Raw genomic sequence first — 26,695 nt, 5'->3', positions numbered from 1 at the left:
TCACCACACAAACTAAAGGATTTAATCATATGTCGGATTACCCAAATGTAGTACTGCTGTCTCAGCCTAGTCTGCAAGTTGCCACGTTAGTCTCTTGCTTAAGAGCTAAACTCGATATACCCGTGCAACAGCTGCGTGACGTAGCCGAGGTTGAACGGATCTCAATTGATGACAACTTATTATTACTCGTTGATACCGATAATCTCAGTGCCACTTCGCAAGAACAACTGAAAAACAAATTGAAGCAATATCACGGTATGTTTCGGTTAGCATTGATTAATTTAAGTGATGATACCACGATGGAAAACATTTCCACTTGGCCATCGATATTCGGCGTGTTTAATAAGCGTGATGAACTCGATGTGGTGTGCAAAGGCATACAAAAGATCACTGAAGGTGAATTCTGGATGCCAAGACGCACTCTAAGCTCCTTGATCTCTATTTATCGTTCAACTAAAGCCGTTGATTTAGACCGAAAACCTGAGCTAACGACACGTGAACAAGAGATCTTACGCCAGCTAATGACGGGATCATCAAATTTAGAAATTGCCGACGCATTATATGTCAGTGAGCATACGATCAAGTCACATTTATATAATGTATTTAAAAAGATCAAAGTCAAAAATCGCCTGCAAGCGGTATCTTGGGCAAAAGAAAATCTGATCTAAAAATTAGCTCATTCTGTGTCACCAGACGGCATTCTGAATATTGAACAGAGTTTCTTCTAAAGTGATGCCTAGCAAGCCCTAATATGCGATACTGATTGATTATTTTATGTAGTGTGAGTTATGTATGGATCAAATCATTGTTCGGGGCGCACGCACCCATAACCTTAAAGATATCAATGTTGAACTACCTCGAAATAAGCTGATTGTGATCACTGGGTTATCGGGTTCTGGAAAATCGTCATTAGCATTTGATACGCTTTATGCAGAAGGTCAACGCCGTTATGTAGAATCGCTTTCTGCCTACGCCAGACAGTTCTTATCCTTGATGGAGAAGCCTGATGTCGACCATATTGAAGGTCTGTCACCGGCGATCTCCATCGAGCAAAAATCCACATCCCATAACCCACGATCAACGGTCGGCACTATTACCGAGATCTATGATTACTTGCGCTTATTATTTGCCCGTGTTGGTGAACCACGCTGTCCAACCCATAATGCCCCTTTAGCGGCACAAACCATTACCCAAATGGTGGACCATGTGTTGGAATTAGAGACAGGCCGTAAACTGATATTACTCGCGCCGATCGTGAAAGAGCGTAAGGGTGAGCATGTTAAAACCCTGGCCAGTTTAGCCGGCCAAGGTTATATCCGCGCGCGTATTGACGGTGAAATCTGTGATCTGTCCGATCCACCAACCTTAGACCTACATAAAAAACACACCATTGAGGTTGTCATCGATCGCTTTAAAGTGCGTGATGATCTGCAACTGCGTCTGGCGGAATCGTTTGAAACCGCACTCAATATGTCTGGCGGCACCGCTTATATTACCGATATGGATGATAGCGAGGCAGAGCCGATCGTGTTTTCGGCTAACTTTGCTTGCCCCCATTGTGGTTACAGCATGACCGAGCTTGAACCAAGGGTCTTCTCATTCAACAATCCAGCTGGCGCCTGCCATACCTGTGACGGTCTTGGTGTCCAACAATACTTTGACCTCGAACGTGTCATCATTAATGCGGATCTTAGTCTCTCAGGGGGGGCCATCCGCGGTTGGGATAAACGTAATTTTTATTACTTCCAAATGCTCAGCTCACTGGCTAAGCACTATAAGTTTGATGTCACCAAACCGTTTAATTCCTTAACCCCTGAAGTACAAGATTACATCCTACAAGGCAGTGGCGAACAAGAGATTGAATTTAACTATGTCAATGATCGCGGTGATATTGTCATTCGCCGCCACGCTTTTGAAGGTATTATTCCCAACATGCAGCGCCGCTACAAAGAAACAGAATCCAATGCGGTCCGCGAAGAGCTCGGTAAATACTTAACCACCAAATCTTGCGAAACCTGCTCAGGCTCTCGACTGCGCCAAGAAGCTCGCCATGTTTATATTCAAGAAACAACATTGCCAGAAGTATCACGTATGGCGATTGGTGAAGCATACGAATTCTTTTCCAAAATGACGCTATCGGGTCAAAAAGGCCTGATAGCCGAAAAGATCCTGAAAGAAATTGGTGATCGTCTGGGTTTCTTAGTCAATGTTGGCCTGAATTATTTAAGCTTAGAACGCAGCGCCGAAACATTATCTGGTGGTGAAGCGCAGCGCATTCGTCTTGCCAGCCAAATTGGTGCAGGCTTAGTTGGCGTGATGTATGTACTCGATGAGCCCTCGATCGGGTTACATCAACGGGATAACGCACGCTTATTGCAAACCCTGATCCATCTACGTGATCTTGGTAATACCGTGATAGTGGTTGAACACGATGAAGATGCGATCCGCGCTGCCGACTATATCTTGGATATTGGTCCAGGCGCTGGTGTACACGGTGGTGAGATCGTTGCCAGAGGCAGTATTGATGATATCTTAAAAAGTAAACATTCACTGACCGCAGATTACCTCAGTGGCCGTAAGTGCATTGCGGTGCCAGCGCAACGCACCCCATTAACCGGCAAATGGGTACATCTCAAAGGTGCCAGCGGTAACAACCTTAAAAATGTTGATTTGTCCGTGCCGATTGGCGTGATGACGTGTGTCACCGGTGTATCAGGTTCAGGTAAATCGACTCTCATTAATGATACCTTCTTTAAGATCGCCCATATCGAATTAAATGGCGCAACAGTGACAACCCCGTTACCTTATACCTCGATTGAAGGCTTAGATCAGCTTGATAAAGTCGTCGATATTGATCAAAGTCCAATCGGACGTACTCCACGCTCTAACCCAGCAACCTATACCGGTATTTTCACGGCTATCCGCGAGATATTTGCAGGCACCCACGAAGCGCGTTCACGTGGTTATAAACCAGGACGCTTTAGCTTCAACGTTAAGGGCGGCCGCTGTGAAGCTTGCCAAGGTGATGGCCTAATCAAAGTTGAGATGCACTTCTTACCGGATGTGTACGTTCCTTGTGACAACTGTAAGAGCCAACGTTATAACCGTGAAACATTGGAAGTCCGCTACAAAGGCAAAAATATTCACGAAGTATTGGATATGACCGTCGAAGAAGCCAATGCCTTCTTTGCACCGATCCCCCCTATCGCCCGTAAGTTACAAACCTTAGTGGATGTAGGGCTGTCTTACATACGCCTTGGCCAATCCGCGACGACGTTATCCGGTGGTGAAGCACAACGGGTGAAACTGGCGAAAGAGTTATCTAAACGCGATACCGGCCAAACCTTGTATATCTTAGACGAGCCCACCACAGGGCTGCACTTTCATGATATTAAGTTACTCATGAAAGTATTACATCGCTTACGTGATCACGGCAATACCATCGTCATTATTGAACATAATCTTGATGTAGTGAAAACGGCAGATTGGGTTATTGATCTCGGCCCTGAAGGTGGCAGCGGCGGCGGTGAAATTCTGGTTGTAGGGACACCGGAAACGGTATCGGAGCACCCTGATAGCCATACCGCACGTTTCTTAAAACCTATGCTAGCACGCGCGAAACAGCTTAGTACCATCAACCAACTGAATATTATTAACCAAGAGTCATAGTATGAACTTAACACCATTGAAAAAAGGATTTTTCATTACGTTCGCCGTCTATATGCTGATCGGGATGCACTATTTTCAGCATAATGGTGGCGGTTCAGGTCTGCACCTGCCTTTTAATGCCATAGGTTGGATGTTTATTTCAACCTTAATCGGCATTGGCCTGTGGCAAGCAACAGTGCAAGGGAAGTTGGTTTACTCCCCACTGAGCTTAATGTTTATCGCCGCCACGCTAGTGATGCTCATTCCGGTATTATATGCCGACCCAATAGTTGCAGGTCTCAGCTATACCCGATTATTCGGTTTAATCGGGGGGTTATTGTTTTTTATTGCCTTACAACAATTGCAGCTTAATCAACAACAACGGCTGCTGTTATTGTATCTAATATTAGCGGCGGTATTTGTCGAGGCGTTATTTAGTCTGGTGCAATATTACTTATTACCAGTCAATAATACCGTTGGTTATCAGAAGATTGCCAATCGCCCTTATGGTATTTTTCAACAACCCAATGTTTCCGCTTCATTTTTAACAACCGGGATTGCTCTCGCCTTATACCTGCTGACACAAACGAAATTGGATGAACAAAAAAAACGTCTATTTTGTTATGTCACCACCTTCATGGCCGTTATTCCTGTGGTGTTATTGCAGTCTCGCACTGGTTATTTGTCATTATTGATCGCACCATTGCTGCTATTACCTTGGGCGTGGCAACAATTACGTGATACAGAACAATCAAAAAGCTTATTTCTTTGGCTAGTTTGCTGTGTCATCGCGGTTGGCATTGGTGCTTATTCATTAGAAACTGCCGAAAAAGTCGCGCGTTCAGCTGCAGCTCTCACCGATCCAGGCGCACGTGTTCCTATCTATCTACATGGTTTGGCTATGTGGTTAGACAAACCAATACTAGGTTGGGGTTATGGTAGTTTTGAAGTGGCTTATCTTAACTCATACAGTGACGCGCTAAGCCAAGGATTGGCCTTACCAGGATCACCAGAGAATCTTGATCACCCCCATAATGAATTATTGTATTGGGGCATTGAAGGTGGCTTGATAGCGTTATCCGGCATCGCTTTATTGGTTGTCGGCTTCCTGCACATTATCCTCAAACAACCAGTATGGCAAGCATTGGCATTGTTAGGGCTGGTATTTCCGTTAGTGTTACATAGCCAAACCGAATACCCATTTTACCATGCAATCGTGCACTGGCTCGTATTCTTAACCTTGGTTTGGTATATCGGCAGTCGTTATGGCAATACGCAGAGCATCGCGTTCAATTACACCTTTTTATTACGTACTTTAGCTTTATTGATCCCCCTGGTTACTGGCTTATTCATGTTAACCACATTGCATACCAATAAACTGCTCACGCAATATGAGCGCAGTGATCGCAGTGATATAACCCCGCTAACAAAAATCGTTAATCCGGTGGCTTGGATCACCCGATTAGAGTTCAATGCCATGATGTATCGCTTGCAAATCGCCATGTACAACAATGACATCGAAGAGCTGAATAACTATTTAAATTGGGCCTCAGAGATAAGTCAGAGAACACCCAGAGCGAATGTTTATATTAATTGGGTGCGCGTATTAACCAAGCTTGGGAAAAACCAAGCGGCGAAGGTATTAATGCAACAGACAGTACATCTCTACCCACGCAATCGATTGGTGCAACGATTTGCCGCTAGTCAGGCGGATACCACTCAATCTCAGTAGATAATAACCGGCGTTTATTACTACAGACTAAAACCCAAAAGGCCACACGTCAGGATCCATGAGGTGTGGCTTTTTGCATATTCATACGCTGGATTAACGGAACCACACCACGCTAATTTAACCTACGTTAATCTAGAGCGTATTTTAGTGCCAAATTTATTCTTTAGTTCAACGTTTCTTCTAGTGCACGTAAACACAATGCCACATTTTCAGCACGTGCCGCATAACCCATCAAACCAATACGCCATGCTTTGCCTGAAAATGCCCCCAGACCGGCTCCAATTTCAAGGTTATAGGTTTGTAATAAGTGGTTACGCACAGCTGCGTCATCAACACCGTCAGGAATAACGACGGTATTAAGCTGTGGTAAACGACACGCCTCATCAACAATAAACTCAATGCCCATTTTTTCTAAACCAGCACGTAGTGCTAAATGTTGTTGTGCATGACGCGCCCAGGCATTCTCTAGGCCTTCAGTTTGTAATTGCACCAGAGATTCGTGTAATGCATATAAGGTATTTACCGGCGCAGTATGATGATAACTGCGTTTACCTTCACCTGACCAATAACTCATCACCAGTGTTTGATCTAAGAACCAGCTTTGCACAGGAACAGACCGGCTGTTAATTTTGGCCACCGCAGCAGGACTAAAGCTCACTGGTGAAATCCCCGGCACACACGACAAACATTTCTGGGTACCAGAATAAATCGCATCAATACCCCAATCATCGACATACAGAGGAACACCGCCAAGTGATGTCACCGCATCAACAATGGATAAACAACCGTATTGTCTTGCTAACGCACATAATGTTTTGGCATCCGAAAGTACACCGGTTGAGGTTTCCGCATGTACAAAGGCGACAATTTTGGCATCCGGATGGGATTTTAACGCAGCTTCCAATTTTGCCGGATCAACAGGTTGACCCCATTCATCTTCAACTTTCACCAGTACACCACCAGAGCGGGTGACATTTTCAGCCATACGGCCACCAAACACACCATTGATACAGACAATGACTTTGTCACCTGGCTCAATTAAATTCACAAAGCAAGTTTCCATCCCAGCAGAACCCGGAGCAGAAACAGCCATAGTACAAGGGTTCTTGGTTTGAAATGCATATTGCAGCAGTTCTTTTACTTCATCCATCATTTTTATAAATGTCGGATCAAGGTGGCCAATGGTCGGGCGGCTTAATGCTTGTAATACGTTCGGATAAACATCTGAAGGACCTGGGCCCATCAACGTACGTTGTGGTGGGTAAAAAGAGGTAATGCTCATTCACTTTCCTTGTCATATGGTGAGAACTTATGATCAGAAGCAGTATCCCTAAATGATATTGCTTTGCCATACATTCTAAACTTTCTGTTAAGCTTAGTTAGGTATTAAGATAGATTAATTTACCATTGCGGCAGCGTATTGCAAACAATAAAGCAAAGTTTTGCTTACAAAAAACCAACAACAATGGCAGTTTATCAGCTTAACGTCGCCAGATAATCAGCAATACCATCCAGTAACATCTGTACTGATATCATCACTAATAACATACCCATTAAACGCTCGACCGCGGCTAGGCCTTTGTCACCGAGAATACGGTTAAACCCTTCATAAAACATCAAAATAAAGGCACTTAAACCCCAGGCAATTAGCAAGGCTGCAGACCATTCAAACATTTTATCGGGGTCTTGATGGGCTAATAACAACAAGGCAGCGAGGATTGACGGTCCCGCTAATAATGGGATCGCCATAGGCACAATGAAGGGTTCTTCACCTGCTGCGAGGCCGGTTAATCCACCTTCGGTCGGGAAGATCATCTTAATGGCAATCAAGAATAAAATAATACCACCGGCGATACTCACCGCTTCTTGTTTTAAACTTAAGAAACCTAGGATATTTTCACCTAAGAATAAGAATAACAGCATTACAAACAGGGCAATTAGCAACTCACGGATCATGACTGCACGTCGACGCTTTTTATCAATGTGTTTTAAAATAGACAAAAATATAGGTAAGTTACCTAGTGGATCCATGATCAAAAATAGCATCACCGCTGCCGAGATTATTTCCATTTCCATTAACGTTACTCCCTAAATCATCCAATTAGCCGAATGTAATTGCTGAGCTCAATATACCAGAGAGATTATAGATATAAAGTATTTAATTAGCAGATAATAATAAATAAGAACACGATTAAAATAGGGATTAAAGCTAACACTAAGCTGATATTCTCAATGGATTTGCAGGTTCAATTAACGTAATTAAGAAACGTAATATAAGAAAGAGAAGAAGCTTAGCAGATAGGAGGCATTATTCACTGCAACTCAAGTAAGCGGCAGTGAATTTGCAGTATTAAATCCAGCGTAAAATATTAACCGAGCGCTTTAGCCAGTAACGCTTGCTGCTCTGGTGTAAACGGTAATTTCAATGCCGCTTCATGGCCCTTTTCTGACATTTTAGCCCAAGTCTTTTGCACAATCACAATCAATTTTTCGGGTGTGTGTTTTTCTGCAAACGCGGTAAAATAATATTTTAAGAATACCAAGCAGATAACATCTTCTAGCGCTTGTACTTGTGGATCACGCTTGATTTTTTCTTTGCGTAACATACGGCCAATTGCTTGTATTTCGGCTTGTTCACAACCTACTTGTGCAGCAATCGCCATGGCTTCCTCTGCATGCAGGCGACCCAATGATTGACGCCATTTGTAATAACCTTCACGTCCGAGTGGATGCTCGCTGCGTGGAATACTCCAACGTTTAATATGTTGTGCTCGTGCAGCTATCTGCAATGCTGTGGATGCTTCAGGTATAAACTCAGCCAAGCATTCACTCATACGCAGACCATATAACCATTCTTTTGGCTGTGCTATTCCATCTACAATTTCACTGACTGGATCACCCTGATTTATTTCATCAATTAATTGTATTGCTTGCTTTATCCGTTGCTCTGACATGACATCCTCGTTATTAGTATGGTTATAAGTCCATACTAGCAAAGCCCACAGAAAGTTATCTATAATTATTCTTGGTGATCGATCTGAGAAGGTGGTTGTGGTTCGATATTCTCGCCATAAAAATAACCAACAACGGCGCCGGCCAATTTGAATTTTGCTGATACAACCCCCTTTGCTACGCCCACGTCATCATCAAAAGAAGCAGCAAAAAGATCATCCAATGCGACAACGTGAGCATGCACATCTTTACCTTTTAATACACCGGTTGCACTGGGTAATGTTGATGCCAGCGCTTTAACGTCATCAAGTTGCTTTAACCGTAATAGATCAGCTAGCGCCGTTTTTATAATGTGATTTATCTCGGCAAGCTGTTGACGATCGCCAACCTTGAGGGCCGGTTTAGCTAAGATCGCCTGTCGTAACAACAGCACTGCAACAATAATCGTTTCAGGGGGACCCGTCATATCAATCGATAATGTCACACCTTCAAACCCATTGTTGATCGTCTCAACATCATCAACAAGATCTTCTTTTTCGACTGCAGTTTCATCGTCATCAGATGTAAGCAACGATGGATTTTGAGTGGGTTTCTTCTTACGACCCGGGTCATTTTTTTTCGGGTGATAACTGAGAAGATCTTTTTCTTCGGTGCTATCACCCGTTGAGGCCGATGCACTATCAGGGGTGATCGCTGGGGTGATCTCACGTTTTTCCGCATCACGTTCTACCGCAGCCGTGGTTGGATTTAATGCATTAGGGATCCCCGAAGGTGGTGGCATAACTAATACCATCTGCTAGCGTCTCCCTTGATAACATTCACACAATGCAGATCACTAATCGTAGCTTGTGAGTGTATGAACATATCTTTCCTTCATTATCATAAATAACGGCTGCTCAGCAACACAGCGTTACCATATTTAAAAATGGAATAACGATTATCTACATATTGCGCCTTGTGCTGATAGCCCTGCTAGTTGAGTTTATAACGCATTGTTAATAAATGCCTGCAGTTTATTAACAAAAAGCGTGGGTTCAGAAATAAAAGGTGCATGTGAAGACGCTTTAAATATCAAACTAGGGGATTGTGGCAGATAGTTATCCATCCACGCAACCGTCGCTTGTGGCACCAGCGAATCTAACCGCCCATAACAACGATAGAATGGCATTGTTAAATTTGCTAACTGAGCACGTAAATCCACCGTCGATAATAACGTTAAGCCATTACTAAGCGCTTGTGCATGCGGCTGTGGCCGAGCAGCTAATAAGGATTTTAATTGCTTAATATCTTGCTTCGCTGTTGCACTACCCATGCCCTGGATAGCTAAAAATCGATTGATAGTTTGCGAGAGATCCTGTTGCAACTGTTGTTGAAATTGCGCTAATACTTGTTCCGCAATGCCAGGCCAAGTCGCGGAGTCCTCGACCTGAGCTGCCGCCATAAATTTCGGCGAGCTAGCAACGGTAACCAAAGCAGAAACCCGGTGCGGATATTGCAGTGCAAAATCAGTGGCGCAAAGTCCACCTAACGACCACCCCAACCAAACGGCGTTAGCAGGGGCAATCTTTATTAAGGCATCAGTGATATCTGCAAGAGTACCGCTGGCAACATGACAGTCATGACTAAAACCAAAACCAGGTAGATCAACTAAATGTAAGCGATAATGTTGAGATAATAACGGCACAATCGATTGCCAACACGCACCATTCAGTCCCCAACCATGTAACAGCACTAAATCTGGGCCATCACCGACAATATCGACATGCAACGTTGTGCAAGGGCTTGCATTTTTACTTTCTGTGGCGACGATTTCTGACATTTGACTCTACACTTGACGAATTACTTAGCAACGAGGATATACTAATCAAACGTGTAGATATAGCCATGATCCGCAAACTCAGCATGACACTATTACAACCTCGTTGTTATTTATGCGATATGCCCATCGATAATCCACAACCTTTTCTATGTTTATTATGCTTACAAGAACTGCCTTATTTACCCAATTCGCACTGCCTTCGTTGCGCCCTACCACAACGTAAAAATCAGCAACAATGTGATGAATGCAACCAACAAACACCACCGTGGCAGCAATTAATTGCCTGTATGAGCTATACCTTAGAATGCCAATATTTAATTAAACAATACAAATTTTCCCAACAACCACAATTGCATTTACTCTTTTCTGGTTTATTAAGCCGCACAATCACCAGCAATATAATGCAACATAATTACAGTTTACCTGAAGCGCTAATTTGCATTCCGCTACATAAAAAACGTCAAGCCAAACGGGGTTATAACCAAGCCCAGTTACTTGCCAGTGCTATATCTAAACAATTACAAATACCGCTCATTGCCGAAAAAAAGTTTATCCGCGCAAGATATACAGCGCAGCAAGCACAACAAACAGCCGTCGAACGTAGCGCCAATATGCACAATGCATTTCAAGTAACTCAGCATTTTAGCGTTAAACATATCGCCCTGATAGATGATGTCGTCACGACCGGTGAGACCATCAAAGCAGCCTGCTTAACATTATTTGCAGCAGGAATAGAACGTATTGATATATGGTGTATCGCCAGAACATTAGCGGATTAGTGGTTTATCATCTTAAATAGCGTTACAATTAAAGACATAGTAAATTAGTCAGGTATGACAACGAGGGCACCATGATAACAATTACTGAAGCGGCACAAACTCATTTTGTAAAATTACTTAGCAACCAAAAAGACGGCACTAACATTCGTGTATTCGTCGTTAATCCAGGCACCGCAAATGCAGAGTGTGGCGTATCATATTGTCCACCTGAAGCAATTGAAAGTACTGATATTGTATTACCATACAGTGGCTTTGATGCATTAATTGATGACATGAGCAAACCATTCCTAACCGATGCTTATATCGATTTTGTGACGGATAAAATGGGTTCTCAATTGACACTGAAAGCGCCTAACGCAAAAATAAGAGCGGTTGCAGATGATGCACCACTGACAGAACGCGTTGACTATGTGATCCAAACTGAAATTAATCCACAACTTGCAGGACATGGCGGTAACGTGGTATTGACTGAAATCACTGATGATGGCATTGCTATCTTACAGTTTGGTGGCGGTTGTAATGGTTGTAGCCAAGTAGACTTTACGTTGAAAGAAGGGATTGAAAAACAGTTACTCGAATTGTTCCCTGAAGAACTAACGGCTGTTAAAGATGCTACTGAGCACCAAGCTGGTGAGCATTCTTACTATTAGACTTGGTTAAAACATCTAATCGAGATCGATTTTAAATAAATCGGCAATAAAAAAGTGACGGCTTTCGCTGTCACTTTTTTTATAGACAAAATATTTATTCGCCTTTTTTATCTCGTGCTAATAATGCTAAAGCAGCTTCTTTTGGAGGCTTATTCTCATATAACACTAGATATATTTGCTCCGTAATTGGCATTTCTACACCAAGACGCGCAGATAACAAATAAACTTCTTTGGTATTGCGATAGCCTTCCACAACTTGACCAATCTCAACTTGTGCTTCATCAACGCCTTTACCTGCACCCAGTGCAAGACCAAAACGACGATTTCGACTTTGATTATCAGTACAGGTTAGTACTAAATCACCCAAGCAAGACATACCCATGAAGGTATTTTTTTTTGCACCTAATGCTTCACCAAGACGACATAACTCTGCCAAACCACGAGTAATTAATGCAGTACGCGCATTAGCACCAAAACCAAGTCCATCAGATAAACCAGCGCCAATAGCAATCACGTTTTTAACCGCGCCGCCAAGTTGCACGCCAATAAAATCATTATTGGTATAAGTACGTAAACTACGGCCACAATGCAATAAGTGTGAGAGATCATCAGAAAATTTTGGATCCGTTGACGAGATACTGATTGCAGTTGGTAAACCCGCAGCTAACTCTTTCGCAAATGTAGGTCCAGAAAGTACCGCTAATGGATAACCACCGCCAAGAATATCAGTCGCAACATCTTGCAATAGACGTCCAGTGTCAGCTTCTAACCCTTTTGTAGCCCAAGATATACGCGAATTCTCACGCAGAAATGGCTTAATCTGCTTTAATACATCACCAAAAACATGGCTCGGCACGACAATCAGAATATCTCGACTTGCGGCCACAGCTTGTTCAAGGTCCGCCTCCAATACCAAAGCATCAGGAAAAGCGATACCAGGTAAGTAAGCCTCATTACTGCGCGCTTTAGCAAGCTCGGCAACGTGCTGTGGATTATGACCCCACAACACGGTTTTGTTACCATTACGTGCTAAGGACATCGCTAATGAAGTACCGTAAGAACCAGCACCAAGAACGGTAATTAAAGCTGTATCAGTCGCCATCACTTAAGAGTCCAGTTTTTGCTCTGCAAGAGCCGGAGCAGGAGTTTCAGATGCTTGTTGTGCTTGTTGAACATAAGATGCAAACAGTGCATCGAAGTTAACTGGCGCCAGATTAAGTTGTGGGAAAGAACCACGACTTACTAAGCTAGCAATTGTTTCACGCGCATATGGAAATAATATATTTGGGCAGAAAGCACCTAGACAATGTGCTAGTTGACCTTCGCTTAATTCGCCAACACTAAAGATACCAGCTTGTTGAACTTCACATAGGAACGCCACTGTGTCGCCATCTTTAGCGGTTACAGTCAGTGATAATACAACTTCAAATACACCGTCACCCAACTTAGAGCTACGAGTATCAAGATCTAATTTAACTTCAGGTTTCCATTCTTTTTGGAAGATCACTGGAGAATTAGGACATTCAAAAGATACGTCTTTAATGAAAATACGTTGGATATTAAATTCTTGCTGGCTTGCTGATTCTGACATAAGTAAATTCCAATATTTTATAGATTCGAACTGAGTAATTAATGCTTAGTTATCTGACGGGTAAATTATTATTTTTTAACCGTCGGTAATTTAGCTTCTTGCCAACTTGCCATGCCACCAGATAAATTATAAACAGTAGTAAAGTCCATTTTCGCTAGACGATTCGCAGCACGACCTGAACTCATTCCGGTGTCACACATAACGATGATTGGGGTATTTTTGTATTTTTCAATCATTGTTAGCTTATTTGCCTCAATATCAGCAGTAGGAACGTTAATTGCGTTTAAAATATGTGACTTACGATAATGTTCTGTCGCGCGTACATCAACAATAATGGCATTTTCTTTATTCATCAAAGTTGTCGCTTCGTGATTGTTCACCGACTTCACTTTTGACAGGGCACTGGTGCCAAATGAATAAATAAGGAAACCAGCAATAGCTACCCAAGCGAGAGATAAGGCTGGATTATTTGAAGCAAATTCAATATATTCTTGCATGTGATTATGACTCTAAAATTTAATAATAATGGATTCTTCTCAACGCAGTATACATGTGCCAAGGAATAAAAGCAGCTCAATAATACATTCCTCTCCAGCGTTATGAATAACTCAAAGATAACGTTAATCACGTAATTTGTATAATAACACGAAGAACTCGTAGGATGAAATGGCTGGATATGTAGTAATATTACCGATATTAACCATTAAATATCTCCAATATTCTACCTAGATCATAAATAAGAGCCTATTTATCCCCGAGAAGTGTAGTAATATTCCTATATTTAACTTTAATAACCTAGAGGTAAACTCATGTCTAAGGCGAAGAAAACAATTGCACTTATCATTATGGATGGCTGGGGCCACCGTCTTGATCAACAAGATAATGCCATTGCCCATGCAAAAACACCCATTTTAGATAAGCTTTGGCAAGATTGCCCAAGCATGTTGATTTCAAGTTCAGGTTTAGATGTGGGATTGCCTGATGGTCAAATGGGTAATTCAGAAGTTGGCCATGTCAATATTGGTGCAGGTCGTATCGTGTATCAAAATTTAACTAAAATCGATAAAGCAATCGATGATGGCGAATTCTATCACAATCCAGCACTTGTTAAGGCCGTTAATGCCGCGGTTGCGAATGATAAAGCCGTGCATATCCTAGGCCTAGCGTCACCCGGTGGCGTACACAGCCATGAAGATCAGATCTTAGCCATGATCGAACTTGCAGCAAAGCAAGGGGCAACAAAGATTTATCTACACGCATTCTTAGATGGCCGTGATACTCCTCCGCGTAGCGCACTGGCTACATTAGAAAAATTTGATGCTAAATTTGCTGAAATTGGCGCAGGTAAAACGGCCACATTAATCGGTCGCTATTTTGCAATGGACCGAGATAATCGCTGGGATCGTGTTGAAGAAGCATATAATTTATTTACTCAAGCTGAAAGCCAATATACGGCCGATAGTGCAGTAGCAGGTCTTGAAGCCGCTTATGCACGTGATGAAAATGATGAGTTCGTCAAAGCAACGGTCATTGGCGAAGCTGTACCAATTTCGGATGATGATACGGTCATTTTTATGAATTTCCGTGCCGATCGTGCACGTGAAATTACCCGTGCATTCGTCGATATTGATTTCACTGGTTTTGAACGTGCTGTAACACCGAAACTCGCTGATTTTGTTATGTTGACTGAATATGCTGCAAGCATTGAGACTAGCATCGCGTTCCCTTCGGTTAAATTAGTGAATACCTTAGGTTCGGTACTTGAGCAGCAAAATAAAACCCAATTACGTATTTCTGAAACAGAAAAATATGCCCACGTGACCTTCTTTTTTAATGGTGGCGTTGAAGACCCTTTCACAGGTGAAGATCGTGAATTGATTCCATCGCCACAAGTAGCCACTTATGATCTGCAACCTGAAATGAACTCAGAAATGCTCACAGACAAGTTCGTTGCGGCAATTGAGAGTAAAAAATACGATGTGATCATTTGTAACTATCCGAACGGAGATATGGTTGGCCATACCGGTATATTTGACGCGGCAGTAAAAGCGTGTGAAGCCGTTGATCAATCAATTGGTCGTGTCGTTGAAGCATTAGAAAAAGTCGGTGGTGAATGCTTGATCACAGCCGATCACGGTAATGCTGAGATGATGATCAATCCAGAAACTGGTGGCGTTCATACTGCACATACTAACTTACCTGTACCACTGATTTATTTTGGGCGCGATGCCGTGCCTGCCGAGACAGGTCGCCTATGTGATCTGGCTCCGACCATGTTGACTTTACTTGGTCAAGAGATTCCAGCGGAAATGACTGGTAAGAACCTGATGAATCTGAAATAATCGTTTCCCTACGGGGAAAGGATGACGTCATGAGATTTTTAAAAAACAGCATGGCCTATAACGTTATAGGCCTGCTGATATTGCTATCATTAAACGCTTTTGCAGCCAATAATCAGTCTGAACTGAATCAACTTCGCAACCAAATAAAAGCCCAAAATGCAGCTATCAAAAAGCAGCATCGCTACTTAAACAATTTATCAAAACAAACACAAAACACCGATCGCGCGATTAGTAAAGTCGCAGCACAGCTGAGTAATACCAAATCTTTAATCCGTAATATTGAGCAAGATCTCAGCGCACTCGTTACGCAACAAAAAGTATTATTAAAAAATAAAAAAAAGCAGCAAAATATTCTTTCTGCGCAAATTGAAACCGCCTACTTAAGTGGTAATAATGATTACCTTAAATTACTTTTAAATCAACAGAGCAGCAGCGAAATTGAACGCTCATTGGTTTATTATAAACACCTCCATGCAGCGCGAGCCCAGTCGATTGTAGAATTTAATGTCACGATCGATAAAATAACCGAGAATAAGTTGGAGCAGCAAAAAATCAAGCGACAATTAATTATCATCAAGACCTCACAACAACAAAAAGTCAGACAGTTAGCACAACAAAAAACGCAACAGAAAAAAAGCAATAAAAATATCGCCCATAACATTAGTAAACAAAAGAAGACCCTGACAGAACTAAGTATTTCAGAACAAAAACTAACACAACAAATATCATTATTAAGACAAAAACAGAGCTTGCAGATATCATTCGCAGGCTTAAAAGGAGACAAAGGGAAACTCGACTGGCCAATAAAAGGTAAAGTGCTTCACAACTTTAACAGCAAGCGTTTTAATAATGTCAGTTGGCGAGGTCTCGTTATCAGTGCGCATGAAGGCGCTAAAGTCAAAGCAGTGAGTGCAGGCAAAGTCGTCTTTGCTGATTGGTTACGCGGTTTCGGTATGGTGATGATTATTGATCATGGCCAGGGATATATGAGCCTATATGGCCATAACCAAACATTACTTAAAGTGTCCGGAGAAAAAGTACGTAAAGGTGATGTGATCTCATTAGCAGGGCGTAGTGGGGGCCAACTAGTGTCTGGCGTTTACTTCGAGATCCGCCATAAAGGTAAAACAGTTAACCCACGCTTATGGCTTAAGCGTTCATAGTTACGCGGTTTGTATTTCTAAATCAGTGATGAGAAATAATGCTTCATCACGGTTTTCACCACAGACATCACTACTGGCCTTAAACGTATCACACAATGCAGGTCGTTCCTGATCGGTAAATATCAGACATAAATTATCCGCAGATAAATTAACACAGCGCACACCTGCAGGCTTGCCATCTGGCATTCCCGGAATATAACTGGTAATGCTTGGCGCTTCGCAACACGCACCACAATTCATTCTGCATTGCATAAAACAAACCTTAAATATCTAATCATAATAGCGTAATATCTGCCTGTATCTAAAAAAGGGAACAGCATGAGATTATCAGCATTTACAGTAACAGAATCAACACCACAGTTACTTATTGATATAACAAAATTATATCGACCATTTCAGCATGATGAAGCTGAGATTAGCAACAGTTTCGACAAATTGCTTCAAGACGATAACCAAACACTATTTGTAGCTAAATTTAATGCTCGCCATATTGGTGGGTTAATCATGCAACATGATGCCACCACGTTATTCTTAAGCTGCATTGCAGTAAGAGATATCACTCAACAGCGTGGTGTAGGTAAATATCTAATACAGCAAGCAATTGAACACGCTAAATCACTGCAGCTAGAAACGATTACCGTCATTAAAACAACGCAAGTTTCCGCTGAATTAACTGCGTTTTTAATTCATCAAGGTTTCACAGAACAAGACTCAGCACTTAGCTTTAGCTGTTAATACCAATCACAATAAATAGATGATCATTCTTTCTGATTAAAATAGATACTAACTACGTTGTTAAGTTTGTAATTAGAATAACTAGTTACGGCAATTGATATAATAATTTACAGATATAAAAAAAGCCGATATCAATGATATCGGCTTTTTTTGTTCAAGACTTAGTCTTAAATCTAATGTGACGTTTGGCGATGTCCTACTCTCACATGGGGAGACCCCACACTACCATCGGCGTTATTACGTTTCACTTCTGAGTTCGGGATGGGATCAGGTGGGTCCGTAACACTATGGTCACCAAACAAATTCTTCGAGTCTTACGAATCATCTGCTCTTATTCAAGACTGAGTCTCGAATTTAATTTGGCGCTTGGCAATGCCCTACTCTCACATGGGGAGACCCCACACTACCATCGGCGTTATTACGTTTCACTTCTGAGTTCGGGATGGGATCAGGTGGGGCCGCAACACTATGGTCACCAAGCAAATCTGGTTTGCTTTCTATAAGAAAATTAATTTCTATTGTTAATCTGAAAAGCTATAAATAAAGAAGTCTTTAAACCCTATCTTTCGATAAATAGTGCGTTCAATCTATTCTTAAGTCAAAATTTCAATTAATCATACTTTAATTTGTATGGTTAAGCCTCACGGGTAATTAGTACAAGTTAGCTCAATGCCTCACAGCACTTACACACCTTGCCTATCAACGTTGTAGTCTCCAACGGCCCTTCAGGGAGCTTAAAGCTCCAGTGAGAACTCATCTCGAGGCCTGCTTCCCGCTTAGATGCTTTCAGCGGTTATCAGTTCCGAACTTAGCTACCGGGCAATGCCATTGGCATGACAACCCGAACACCAGTGGTTCGTCCACTCCGGTCCTCTCGTACTAGGAGCAGCTCCTCTCAATTCTCAAACGCCCACGGCAGATAGGGACCGAACTGTCTCACGACGTTCTAAACCCAGCTCGCGTACCACTTTAAATGGCGAACAGCCATACCCTTGGGACCAACTTCAGCCCCAGGATGTGATGAGCCGACATCGAGGTGCCAAACACCGCCGTCGATATGAACTCTTGGGCGGTATCAGCCTGTTATCCCCGGAGTACCTTTTATCCGTTGAGCGATGGCCCTTCCATTCAGAACCACCGGATCACTAAGACCTACTTTCGTACCTGCTCGACGTGTCTGTCTCGCAGTTAAGCTGGCTTATGCCTTTGCACTAACCACATGATGTCCAACCATGTTTAGCCAACCTTCGTGCTCCTCCGTTACTCTTTGGGAGGAGACCGCCCCAGTCAAACTACCCACCAGACACTGTCCGCAACCCCGATAAGGGGCCTACGTTAGAACATCAAACGTACAAGGGTGGTATTTCAAGGTTGACTCCACATCATCTAGCGACAATGCTTCATAGTCTCCCACCTATCCTACACATGTAGGTTCAATGTTCAGTGCCAAGCTATAGTAAAGGTTCACGGGGTCTTTCCGTCTAGCCGCGGGTACACTGCATCTTAACAGCGATTTCAATTTCACTGAGTCTCGGGTGGAGACAGCGTGGCCATCATTACGCCATTCGTGCAGGTCGGAACTTACCCGACAAGGAATTTCGCTACCTTAGGACCGTTATAGTTACGGCCGCCGTTTACCGGGGCTTCGATCATGAGCTTCGACCTAAGTCTAACCCAATCAATTAACCTTCCGGCACCGGGCAGGCGTCACACCGTATACGTCATCTTGCGATTTTGCACAGTGCTGTGTTTTTAATAAACAGTTGCAGCCACCATTTCTCTGCGACCAACAATAGCTTACGGAGCAAGTCCTTCACCATCATTGGCGTACCTTCTCCCGAAGTTACGGTACCATTTTGCCTAGTTCCTTCACCCGAGTTCTCTCAAGCGCCTTAGTATTCTCTACCTAACCACCTGTGTCGGTTTGGGGTACGATTCTCTTATATCTGAAGCTTAGAGGTTTTTCCTGGAAGCCGGGTATCAACTACTTCATCTCCGTAGAGACTCGTCATCAGTCCTCAGCCTTAAGTGCGCCCGGATTTACCTAAGCACACAGCCTACAACCTTAAACATGGACAACCATCGCCATGCTAGTCTAACCTTCTCCGTCACCCCATCGCAATATAAGTGAGTACAGGAATATTAACCTGTTTTCCATCGACTACGCCTTTCGGCCTCGCCTTAGGAGTCGACTCACCCTGCCCCGATTAACGTTGGACAGGAACCCTTGGTCTTTCGGCGTGGAGGTTTTTCACCCCCATTATCGTTACTCATGTCAACATTCGCACTTCTGATACCTCCAGCAAGCTTCTCAACTCACCTTCGACGGCTTACAGAACGCTCCTCTACCATGCAAAGAACACGTCTTTGCATCCGTAGCTTCGGTGGTATGTTTAGCCCCGTTAAATCTTCCGCGCAGACCGACTCGACCAGTGAGCTATTACGCTTTCTTTAAAAGATGGCTGCTTCTAAGCCAACTTCCTGGCTGTCTGAGCCTTTCCACATCGTTTCCCACTTAACATACACTTTGGGACCTTAGCTGACGGTCTGGGTTGTTTCCCTTTCCACGACGGACGTTAGCACCCGCCGTGTGTCTCCCGCGATTGAACTTATTGGTATTCGGAGTTTGCAAAGGGTTGGTAAGTCGGGATGACCCCCTAGCCTTAACAGTGCTCTACCCCCAATAGTTAGACGCGAGGCGCTACCTAAATAGCTTTCGAGGAGAACCAGCTATCTCCCGGTTTGATTGGCCTTTCACCCCCAGCCACAAGTCATCCGCTAATTTTTCAACATTAGTCGGTTCGGTCCTCCAGTTGATGTTACTCAACCTTCAACCTGCCCATGGCTAGATCACCGGGTTTCGGGTCTAATCCCAGCAACTATTCGCGCAGTTAACACTCGGTTTCCCTACGGCTCCGCTATTCGCTTAACCTTGCTACTGAAATTAAGTCGTTGACCCATTATACAAAAGGTACGCAGTCACCCAACAAAGTAGGCTCCCACTGCTTGTACGTATACGGTTTCAGGTTCTATTTCACTCCCCTCACAGGGGTTCTTTTCGCCTTTCCCTCACGGTACTGGTTCACTATCGGTCAGTCAGTAGTATTTAGCCTTGGAAGATGGTCCTCCCATATTCAAACAGCATATCACGTGTGCCGTCCTACTCGATTTCACAATAAGGTCGTTTTCATGTACGGGACTATCACCCTGTATCGTGGCACTTTCCAGAGCCTTCCATTAACTTCCAAACTGCTTAAGGGCTAGACCCCGTTCGCTCGCCGCTACTAAGGGTATCTCTATTGATTTCTTTTCCTCGGGGTACTTAGATGTTTCAGTTCTCCCGGTTCGCTTCGTAACGCTATGTATTCACGTTACGATACCTTACAAAGTAAGGTGGGTTCCCCCATTCGGACATCTGTGGATCAATGCTTTTTATCAACTCCCCACAGCTTAACGCAGATTAACACGTCCTTCATCGCCTCTGACTGCCTAGGCATCCACCGTATACGCTTAGTCACTTAACCATACAATCTAAAGTCGACCGTACAATTGAAATAACTAGGTATTATCTAGTTTTTTTCGCCTCAAGAATACTCAAGAACACTCTATTGTTATTGCCAAAGCAATAACGTGTTTTAAGAACTTCTTTATTTATTCAGCTTTCCAAATTTTTAAAGAGCAATTTGCTAAAAAGCAAAGATAAACATTACTGCTTAGCTTTGATTTTTAATCAGAAAGAAAAGTGGTATCCCGTACGAGATTTGAACTCGTGTTACCGCCGTGAAAGGGCGGTGTCCTAGGCCTCTAGACGAACAGGACACTATTTACTTTCTACGGTTGGATTTCATCCCGACCGTTGCCTTATTTTCATAAGACGTGCAATTTAATTTTCTATTCAAGCAATTTGTGTGGGCACTTACAAAAATTAACAACTTTACGTAAGGAGGTGATCCAGCCCCAGGTTCCCCTAGGGCTACCTTGTTACGACTTCACCCCAGTCATGAACCACACCGTGGTCATCGCCCTCCCGAAGGTTAAGCTAATGACTTCTGGTGCAGCCCACTCCCATGGTGTGACGGGCGGTGTGTACAAGGCCCGGGAACGTATTCACCGTGACATTCTGATTCACGATTACTAGCGATTCCGACTTCATGGGGTCGAGTTGCAGACCCCAATCCGGACTACGACGCACTTTGTGGGATTCGCTTACCATTGCTGGTTTGCAGCCCTTTGTATGCGCCATTGTAGCACGTGTGTAGCCCTACTCGTAAGGGCCATGATGACTTGACGTCGTCCCCACCTTCCTCCGGTTTATCACCGGCAGTCTCCTTAGAGTTCCCACCATTACGTGCTGGCAAATAAGGATAAGGGTTGCGCTCGTTGCGGGACTTAACCCAACATTTCACAACACGAGCTGACGACAGCCATGCAGCACCTGTCTCATAGTTCCCGAAGGCACCAATCCATCTCTGGAAAGTTCTATGGATGTCAAGAGTAGGTAAGGTTCTTCGCGTTGCATCGAATTAAACCACATGCTCCACCGCTTGTGCGGGCCCCCGTCAATTCATTTGAGTTTTAACCTTGCGGCCGTACTCCCCAGGCGGTCTACTTAATGCGTTAGCTTAAGAGCCCAGTTCTCAAGGAACCAAACTCCGAGTAGACATCGTTTACGGCGTGGACTACCGGGGTATCTAATCCCGTTTGCTACCCACGCTTTCGCATCTGAGCGTCAGTTACTTGCCAGGTGGCCGCCTTCGCCACTGGTATTCCTTCAGATCTCTACGCATTTCACCGCTACACCTGAAATTCTACCACCCTCTCAAGAACTCTAGTTTGCCAGTTCGAAATGCAGTTCCCAGGTTGAGCCCGGGGCTTTCACATCTCGCTTAACAAACCGCCTGCATGCGCTTTACGCCCAGTAATTCCGATTAACGCTCGCACCCTCCGTATTACCGCGGCTGCTGGCACGGAGTTAGCCGGTGCTTCTTCTGCGAGTAACGTCACAGTGATAACGTATTAAGTCACCACCTTTCCTCCTCGCTGAAAGTACTTTACAACCCTAAGGCCTTCTTCATACACGCGGTATGGCTGCATCAGAGTTTCCTCCATTGTGCAATATTCCCCACTGCTGCCTCCCGTAGGAGTCTGGACCGTGTCTCAGTTCCAGTGTGGCTGATCATCCTCTCAGACCAGCTAGGGATCGTCGCCTTGGTGAGCTCTTACCTCACCAACAAGCTAATCCCACTTGGGCTCATCTAGTCGCGAGAGCTTTCAAGAAGAGGCCCCCTTTCACCCGTAGGTCGTATGCGGTATTAGCAGTCGTTTCCAACTGTTGTCCCCCTCGACTAGGCAGATTCCCAAGCATTACTCACCCGTCCGCCGCTCGACGCCAGAATAGCAAGCTATTCTTCGTTTCCGCTCGACTTGCATGTGTTAAGCCTACCGCCAGCGTTCAATCTGAGCCATGATCAAACTCTTCAATTAAAAGTTTTTGACTAACTGCCTAAGCAATTAAGTCGGCTCAATGAATTCTGTACTTCAACAATAAAACCAAAGTTCTATTGTTTATAAAACTATCATCTTTCGATTTAAGTTTAATGTTCACAATTACATTGATATAATATTTGGTCATTATATCTCTGCAAGTGCTCACACAGATTGCTTGAATAAATTGTTAAAGAGCGTTGACCTTGACGTGTTCCGTCGTAGTCAGGCTGCGTATTATACGCAATACCAGATTCGAAGTAAAGCATATATTTACACTTTATTTCAGGATATTAAAAAAGTAACTTTCGAAACGCTTAAACACCTTTACTTAGCGGCTACTGCCGTGTCAGTGAGGTCGCATTATAGAGATTTAGTCGTTCTAAGCAAGTACTTTCTATCATTGATGATGAAAACGTACAAAATAAAAAAACACGTATAAAAACGCCGCTTTAAGTACAAGAAACAACCTTCTTGGTGTTAATTTCATTAAATACGCACTGCATTCTAGGTGTTGCAATGCCTTATATTGGGCTAACAACTTATTGATATCAATGACTGGAACATGCCCTTCGACAATATAACCATTAACAATTGGTATGAAGAATGCGCATATTATGAGGAACCCCATAACGATAACCATTGTAGTACAGGTAAGATCAATTACGTTGCGAGGGTCACAGCCGTAAGCACACTTTTGTATTCACTTATATATCGTCGACTCATATGAAGATAATTGAATTCATGCATGACACGCTCATAAGCAAAGGTAGTTTTAATCTGGCTTTGATTTTGGACAAGACTTTTTGATATTGCAATTTGTAATGCTAATGGATCTTTAGGCGGCACGATCCAGCCTCCATCGCCATGCGCGAGCATATGAGGCATACCGCCCACGTTAGTAACAACACAAGGAATTTTTGCTTGCATTGCCTCGAGTAGGGCGATAGGAGTGCCCTCTGTAATAGAAGGCATTACAAAAACATCAAATAGGTTAAAATAACTCGATAGTGACTCTACAAAGCCAAACAATAGAACATGTTCATTTAAGTCCAATTGCCTAATTTTTTCTTGTAAGCGATGTTCTTCACTTCCCGCACCAAATATAACAAGTACAGTATTTAGATCACGTTCAATCAACTTAGGTAATGTATCGATAAGCGTATCAAAACTTTTTTCAACAGCAAGACGGCCAACGGCCATTAATCGTGTCGTTTTATCATGAAGAAAAGTGACTAAGCGCTCTTCTATTTCACAAGTTGACATGTAACCACCGATACCATTCTCAATAACGCTATATTGATTGGTCTCTAACCCTTGGATACTGGGTATATTAGTCATGTGCTGGCTAACAAGAAAAATCCTATTTAATCGCTTCAACGAGTATTTATCTAGATATTGATACAATGCCATTTTACTAAATTTAGGTGCAGAGACATAACCATGTACTGTTGAACAAAAACATTTAAAACTGTTCTTTTTAGACATTAAGCCAAACAGTATGTTGAATTTATAGCCGTGAGAATGCACAACATCAAAATTATGTTTATCTACAAAATCTTTTATGTAACGAATAATACAAAAAGATTCTACTTTATTCACCCGAATAGAATTTACAGCGATACCATATTGACGACAAATAATTTCAAACTCTTTTTCTTCTTGTCCCTTATAGCCAAAACTAAGCAAAGCAGCTTCATGACCTAGTTCCTTTATACCGAGCATCAATTCAATTAAAACTCTTTCAGCACCATAAAAACCACCACTTTCTATCACATGCAGAATTTTCATTTCCATAATATCCTTATTATTAACTTACACAGCGCCCTTTCCTTTTGTTTATACTGTTTAACTGTAATACTTTATGTAGATATATATCGCTGACGGTTTGCCAGTCATATTCAGAAAATAATTGATGTAGAATGAGGGGCGTCTCACGAATATGATAACCATGTAGCCATTTTTTAAATAAACTATCAGCTCGAATATTAGGCTGCATATTATCCATAACCCAAGTTGATATACAACCTAGCACTGGTGTTCTAGTCTCCTCAATAAAACACGCTATAAGCTTACTACTTAATTCATATTTTCTGAGGCGGATACTATTAGTATTAATAATTTCATACTGTTTTGTTAGCACTTTATGCGTCGATACATTTAAATGCTGAAAATTATCAACAACACAATTTATGACACCCTCCGATTTATTGACTTTATTTGGACCATTAGCGCTACTATATTCATACCCCGCTAGCACTAATTCTTCTTCTAACCATGCCAAAGTTACACTGCATAGTTGCATATCGCTCCGATAACCGACAACACCACGACCCGTTACTTGTGATAACTGATCTTTATAACGGTTGAAATTTTCGATAATGTCACGCTGATTAAGATGCTTCATATCCGGTGGACAGTAATGTCGATAAGCAAGTTCATGCCCCTGCTCCACTATCTTCTGTAACATCAAAGGAAAGTGAGTAACCGTCCAGCCATAAACAAAAAATGTAGCCGTTACATGGTGGTCACTTAATAATAGTAAAACTCTATCGACTGCATATTCAATACGAGGTGAGAATAAACCCCAATCACTTTCTTTAATACTGTATTGAAACGCTGGGGCTTGAAAATAATCTTCCACATTGATAGTTAGTGCATTAATAATTGTCATAACGACCCACTCATCGATGATCTATTCTATTATCATAAAGAATAGACCATCACATCGTTCTATTCGGGGTTAACACGATATTTGCTAAACATCGATGTATATTTTATGTAGCAAGCCAAATTTTGATTTATCTAATGATAATAAAGGCTTAATTTATATGCTAACAATGCTATGATTTATTGCTAATGACCTAACGTTCTTTCTTAAAAGGTGCTGCTCATGGAATACAATACTTCTGAACTATGCGACATTTACGCTGATATGATTGATGTTGTTGAACCTATGTTTATGAATTTCGGTGGTAAGTCATCATTCGGCGGTAAAATCAGCACTATCAAATGCTTTGAAAGCTTAGGGCTGATCGCTGAAACCGTTCAGCAGCCAGGGTTGGGGAAAGTGTTACTTATTGACGGTGGTGGTTCGCTAAGAAGAGCTTTGATTGATTCTGATATTGCGCAAACGGCATTTGAGAATGAATGGGAGGGTATTATAGTTTACGGTAGTATTAGAGAAGTCGACCAATTAGACAACATCAATATCGGCATTCAAAGTCTTGCATCTATTCCAGTTGGTGCAGATGATAGTCGTACTGGGGAACTAGATATGGCGGTTAATTTTGGCGGCGTGACATTCTTACCTGAAGATCATGTCTATGCAGACAGCACAGGTATTATATTATCCCCTGATCCACTTGATATTGAATAAATGGATCGAAACAGAGGTATCGGCTTTTTCAACCATACCTCTGAATCAAATTATGCTTCTTCTAGCTCTTCTAGTTCTTGAACTTCATCCATTCGGCTTAGCAATGAACGTAAACGATCTTGCCACACGTCTTGCTGGCTTTTAAGTTCAGCATTATTCGCTAATAGTCGGTTGTTTTCTTCTTTTAGCTCTTCTAATTCCATTTGTAAAAGGGTAATGGTATCAACTGCTGTTTGAACTTTACTTTCTAATTTATCTAATACGTCAAAATTCATTTTTTCACCCATGATTTAAGAATTCAATATCGTGCTGAGAGGGCTTATCCCTTAACTAGAAGAATACAACGCTAATTAACCGACAACAAGTCTTATTAGTTAATTTATGATGCGCCCAAACAGAATTTAGTTTTTGATTGTGAGCC

General features: G+C 42.6%; 22 protein-coding genes, 1 tRNA gene and 4 rRNA genes. 9 read left to right on the top strand and 18 right to left on the bottom strand.

All coding sequences use genetic code 11. From position 1 onward, the window contains the following. Positions 1–29 precede the first annotated feature (29 nt). From MORIYA_RS15225 to MORIYA_RS15215, 3 genes are all read left to right on the top strand, one after another. The gene (locus MORIYA_RS15225) at positions 30–668 is read left to right on the top strand and encodes a LuxR C-terminal-related transcriptional regulator (RefSeq protein WP_112718633.1); all 639 of its coding nucleotides are present in this window, start codon (positions 30–32) and stop codon (positions 666–668) included. Positions 669–792: 124 nt separating this feature from the next. Next, on the top strand, positions 793–3,669 hold the full coding sequence (gene uvrA, locus MORIYA_RS15220; RefSeq protein WP_112716464.1) for an excinuclease ABC subunit UvrA: 2,877 nt from the start codon (positions 793–795) through the stop codon (positions 3,667–3,669). Position 3,670: 1 nt separating this feature from the next. Beyond that, on the top strand, positions 3,671–5,380 hold the full coding sequence (locus tag MORIYA_RS15215; protein ID WP_112716462.1) for a PglL family O-oligosaccharyltransferase: 1,710 nt from the start codon (positions 3,671–3,673) through the stop codon (positions 5,378–5,380). 163 nt (positions 5,381–5,543) lie between these two features. Here the strand turns inward: MORIYA_RS15215 and MORIYA_RS15210 are convergent, their stop codons facing one another. The 5 genes from MORIYA_RS15210 to bioH form a co-directional block, all read right to left on the bottom strand. Beyond that, entirely contained in the window at positions 5,544–6,662 is a 1,119-nt protein-coding gene (locus MORIYA_RS15210) for a pyridoxal-phosphate-dependent aminotransferase family protein (RefSeq protein WP_112716460.1), read from the bottom strand. A gap of 194 nt (positions 6,663–6,856) precedes the next feature. Then, positions 6,857–7,450, bottom strand: coding sequence for a YhgN family NAAT transporter (locus tag MORIYA_RS15205; protein ID WP_174216979.1), 594 nt, complete (start codon positions 7,448–7,450; stop codon positions 6,857–6,859). Between the two features lie 299 nt (positions 7,451–7,749). After that, positions 7,750–8,334 carry a DUF4202 domain-containing protein gene (locus MORIYA_RS15200; protein ID WP_112716456.1) on the bottom strand — a complete coding sequence of 195 codons (585 nt, stop codon included), beginning with the start codon at positions 8,332–8,334 and terminating at the stop codon, positions 7,750–7,752. Positions 8,335–8,399: 65 nt separating this feature from the next. Further along, on the bottom strand, positions 8,400–9,125 hold the full coding sequence (locus tag MORIYA_RS15195; protein WP_112716454.1) for a hypothetical protein: 726 nt from the start codon (positions 9,123–9,125) through the stop codon (positions 8,400–8,402). Between the two features lie 189 nt (positions 9,126–9,314). Further along, on the bottom strand, positions 9,315–10,151 hold the full coding sequence (gene bioH / locus MORIYA_RS15190) for a pimeloyl-ACP methyl ester esterase BioH (protein WP_112716452.1): 837 nt from the start codon (positions 10,149–10,151) through the stop codon (positions 9,315–9,317). A 65-nt stretch (positions 10,152–10,216) separates the two neighbouring features. On the opposite strand from bioH, the gene MORIYA_RS15185 reads away from it, so the two are divergent. Together MORIYA_RS15185 and nfuA are read left to right on the top strand one after the other, a co-directional pair. After that, positions 10,217–10,930, top strand: a complete 714-nt coding sequence (locus tag MORIYA_RS15185) for a ComF family protein (protein WP_112716450.1) — start codon at positions 10,217–10,219, stop codon at positions 10,928–10,930. 71 nt (positions 10,931–11,001) lie between these two features. After that, on the top strand, positions 11,002–11,580 hold the full coding sequence (gene nfuA, locus MORIYA_RS15180; protein WP_112716448.1) for a Fe-S biogenesis protein NfuA: 579 nt from the start codon (positions 11,002–11,004) through the stop codon (positions 11,578–11,580). A gap of 94 nt (positions 11,581–11,674) precedes the next feature. Here nfuA and gpsA read toward each other — a convergent pair whose 3' ends face one another. From gpsA to MORIYA_RS15165, 3 genes are all read right to left on the bottom strand, one after another. Continuing rightward, positions 11,675–12,682 carry an NAD(P)H-dependent glycerol-3-phosphate dehydrogenase gene (gene gpsA / locus MORIYA_RS15175; protein ID WP_112718631.1) on the bottom strand — a complete coding sequence of 336 codons (1,008 nt, stop codon included), beginning with the start codon at positions 12,680–12,682 and terminating at the stop codon, positions 11,675–11,677. 3 nt (positions 12,683–12,685) lie between these two features. Further along, positions 12,686–13,171 carry a protein-export chaperone SecB gene (gene secB, locus MORIYA_RS15170; protein WP_112716446.1) on the bottom strand — a complete coding sequence of 162 codons (486 nt, stop codon included), beginning with the start codon at positions 13,169–13,171 and terminating at the stop codon, positions 12,686–12,688. Positions 13,172–13,239: 68 nt separating this feature from the next. Then, positions 13,240–13,668 carry a rhodanese-like domain-containing protein gene (locus MORIYA_RS15165; protein WP_112716444.1) on the bottom strand — a complete coding sequence of 143 codons (429 nt, stop codon included), beginning with the start codon at positions 13,666–13,668 and terminating at the stop codon, positions 13,240–13,242. Between the two features lie 312 nt (positions 13,669–13,980). On the opposite strand from MORIYA_RS15165, the gene gpmM reads away from it, so the two are divergent. Then, positions 13,981–15,513, top strand: a complete 1,533-nt coding sequence (gpmM, locus tag MORIYA_RS15160; protein ID WP_112716442.1) for a 2,3-bisphosphoglycerate-independent phosphoglycerate mutase — start codon at positions 13,981–13,983, stop codon at positions 15,511–15,513. 29 nt (positions 15,514–15,542) lie between these two features. Beyond that, positions 15,543–16,676 (top strand): murein hydrolase activator EnvC family protein, encoded by a 1,134-nt coding sequence (locus MORIYA_RS15155; RefSeq protein WP_112716440.1) that lies wholly within the window; start codon positions 15,543–15,545, stop codon positions 16,674–16,676. Here the strand turns inward: MORIYA_RS15155 and MORIYA_RS15150 are convergent, their stop codons facing one another. Further along, positions 16,677–16,928, bottom strand: a complete 252-nt coding sequence (locus tag MORIYA_RS15150; protein WP_112716438.1) for a YkgJ family cysteine cluster protein — start codon at positions 16,926–16,928, stop codon at positions 16,677–16,679. Positions 16,929–16,994: 66 nt separating this feature from the next. Here MORIYA_RS15150 and MORIYA_RS15145 point away from each other — a divergent pair, with 66 nt between their 5' ends. Continuing rightward, positions 16,995–17,411 (top strand): acetyl-CoA sensor PanZ family protein, encoded by a 417-nt coding sequence (locus MORIYA_RS15145; RefSeq protein ID WP_112716436.1) that lies wholly within the window; start codon positions 16,995–16,997, stop codon positions 17,409–17,411. 183 nt (positions 17,412–17,594) lie between these two features. On the opposite strand, the gene rrf (MORIYA_RS15140) is transcribed toward MORIYA_RS15145, so the two are convergent. The 8 genes from rrf (MORIYA_RS15140) to MORIYA_RS15105 form a co-directional block, all read right to left on the bottom strand. Beyond that, positions 17,595–17,710: ribosomal RNA gene (gene rrf, locus MORIYA_RS15140) — 5S ribosomal RNA — on the bottom strand. A gap of 65 nt (positions 17,711–17,775) precedes the next feature. After that, positions 17,776–17,891: ribosomal RNA gene (gene rrf / locus MORIYA_RS15135) — 5S ribosomal RNA — on the bottom strand. 150 nt (positions 17,892–18,041) lie between these two features. Further along, positions 18,042–20,935 (bottom strand): 23S ribosomal RNA (locus MORIYA_RS15130). A 219-nt stretch (positions 20,936–21,154) separates the two neighbouring features. Further along, positions 21,155–21,230: transfer RNA gene (locus MORIYA_RS15125), tRNA-Glu, on the bottom strand. A gap of 120 nt (positions 21,231–21,350) precedes the next feature. Beyond that, a 16S ribosomal RNA gene (locus MORIYA_RS15120) occupies positions 21,351–22,895 on the bottom strand. The 16S, 23S and 5S rRNA genes sit together here with 1 tRNA gene alongside, the layout of an rRNA operon. A gap of 400 nt (positions 22,896–23,295) precedes the next feature. Next, positions 23,296–23,526, bottom strand: coding sequence for a DUF411 domain-containing protein (locus MORIYA_RS21835; RefSeq protein ID WP_162629280.1), 231 nt, complete (start codon positions 23,524–23,526; stop codon positions 23,296–23,298). Between the two features lie 32 nt (positions 23,527–23,558). After that, entirely contained in the window at positions 23,559–24,692 is a 1,134-nt protein-coding gene (locus MORIYA_RS15110) for a glycosyltransferase (protein ID WP_232011643.1), read from the bottom strand. A gap of 13 nt (positions 24,693–24,705) precedes the next feature. Next, positions 24,706–25,569 (bottom strand): polysaccharide deacetylase family protein, encoded by an 864-nt coding sequence (locus MORIYA_RS15105; protein ID WP_112716432.1) that lies wholly within the window; start codon positions 25,567–25,569, stop codon positions 24,706–24,708. 219 nt (positions 25,570–25,788) lie between these two features. Between MORIYA_RS15105 and rraA the strand changes: the two genes are divergently transcribed. Continuing rightward, positions 25,789–26,274 carry a ribonuclease E activity regulator RraA gene (gene rraA, locus MORIYA_RS15100; RefSeq protein WP_112716430.1) on the top strand — a complete coding sequence of 162 codons (486 nt, stop codon included), beginning with the start codon at positions 25,789–25,791 and terminating at the stop codon, positions 26,272–26,274. A 50-nt stretch (positions 26,275–26,324) separates the two neighbouring features. On the opposite strand, the gene zapB is transcribed toward rraA, so the two are convergent. Further along, positions 26,325–26,549 carry a cell division protein ZapB gene (gene zapB, locus MORIYA_RS15095; RefSeq protein ID WP_174216935.1) on the bottom strand — a complete coding sequence of 75 codons (225 nt, stop codon included), beginning with the start codon at positions 26,547–26,549 and terminating at the stop codon, positions 26,325–26,327. Positions 26,550–26,695 lie beyond the last annotated feature (146 nt).

This window comes from Moritella yayanosii, assembly GCF_900465055.1.
Lineage (GTDB): Bacteria > Pseudomonadota > Gammaproteobacteria > Enterobacterales > Moritellaceae > Moritella > Moritella yayanosii.
This window is presented reverse-complemented; position numbering and strand designations above follow the sequence as displayed.

Bases quoted from the DNA above. Each gene is read 5' to 3' on its own strand.
- MORIYA_RS15210 (WP_112716460.1), bottom strand. From the start codon at position 6,662: ATGAGCATTACCTCTTTTTACCCACCACAACGTACGTTGATGGGCCCA.
- MORIYA_RS21835 (WP_162629280.1), bottom strand. From the start codon at position 23,526: ATGGGGTTCCTCATAATATGCGCATTCTTCATACCAATTGTTAATGGT.
- MORIYA_RS15105 (WP_112716432.1), bottom strand. From the start codon at position 25,569: ATGACAATTATTAATGCACTAACTATCAATGTGGAAGATTATTTTCAA.
- MORIYA_RS15110 (WP_232011643.1), bottom strand. From the start codon at position 24,692: ATGGAAATGAAAATTCTGCATGTGATAGAAAGTGGTGGTTTTTATGGT.
- MORIYA_RS15200 (WP_112716456.1), bottom strand. From the start codon at position 8,334: ATGTCAGAGCAACGGATAAAGCAAGCAATACAATTAATTGATGAAATA.
- MORIYA_RS15155 (WP_112716440.1), top strand. From the start codon at position 15,543: ATGAGATTTTTAAAAAACAGCATGGCCTATAACGTTATAGGCCTGCTG.
- secB (WP_112716446.1), bottom strand. From the start codon at position 13,171: ATGTCAGAATCAGCAAGCCAGCAAGAATTTAATATCCAACGTATTTTC.
- zapB (WP_174216935.1), bottom strand. From the start codon at position 26,549: ATGAATTTTGACGTATTAGATAAATTAGAAAGTAAAGTTCAAACAGCA.
- MORIYA_RS15145 (WP_112716436.1), top strand. From the start codon at position 16,995: ATGAGATTATCAGCATTTACAGTAACAGAATCAACACCACAGTTACTT.
- MORIYA_RS15185 (WP_112716450.1), top strand. From the start codon at position 10,217: ATGATCCGCAAACTCAGCATGACACTATTACAACCTCGTTGTTATTTA.
- MORIYA_RS15165 (WP_112716444.1), bottom strand. From the start codon at position 13,668: ATGCAAGAATATATTGAATTTGCTTCAAATAATCCAGCCTTATCTCTC.
- MORIYA_RS15150 (WP_112716438.1), bottom strand. From the start codon at position 16,928: ATGCAATGCAGAATGAATTGTGGTGCGTGTTGCGAAGCGCCAAGCATT.
- gpmM (WP_112716442.1), top strand. From the start codon at position 13,981: ATGTCTAAGGCGAAGAAAACAATTGCACTTATCATTATGGATGGCTGG.
- MORIYA_RS15205 (WP_174216979.1), bottom strand. From the start codon at position 7,450: ATGGAAATAATCTCGGCAGCGGTGATGCTATTTTTGATCATGGATCCA.
- MORIYA_RS15225 (WP_112718633.1), top strand. From the start codon at position 30: ATGTCGGATTACCCAAATGTAGTACTGCTGTCTCAGCCTAGTCTGCAA.
- rraA (WP_112716430.1), top strand. From the start codon at position 25,789: ATGGAATACAATACTTCTGAACTATGCGACATTTACGCTGATATGATT.
- MORIYA_RS15195 (WP_112716454.1), bottom strand. From the start codon at position 9,125: ATGGTATTAGTTATGCCACCACCTTCGGGGATCCCTAATGCATTAAAT.
- gpsA (WP_112718631.1), bottom strand. From the start codon at position 12,682: ATGGCGACTGATACAGCTTTAATTACCGTTCTTGGTGCTGGTTCTTAC.
- nfuA (WP_112716448.1), top strand. From the start codon at position 11,002: ATGATAACAATTACTGAAGCGGCACAAACTCATTTTGTAAAATTACTT.
- MORIYA_RS15215 (WP_112716462.1), top strand. From the start codon at position 3,671: ATGAACTTAACACCATTGAAAAAAGGATTTTTCATTACGTTCGCCGTC.
- uvrA (WP_112716464.1), top strand. From the start codon at position 793: ATGGATCAAATCATTGTTCGGGGCGCACGCACCCATAACCTTAAAGAT.
- bioH (WP_112716452.1), bottom strand. From the start codon at position 10,151: ATGTCAGAAATCGTCGCCACAGAAAGTAAAAATGCAAGCCCTTGCACA.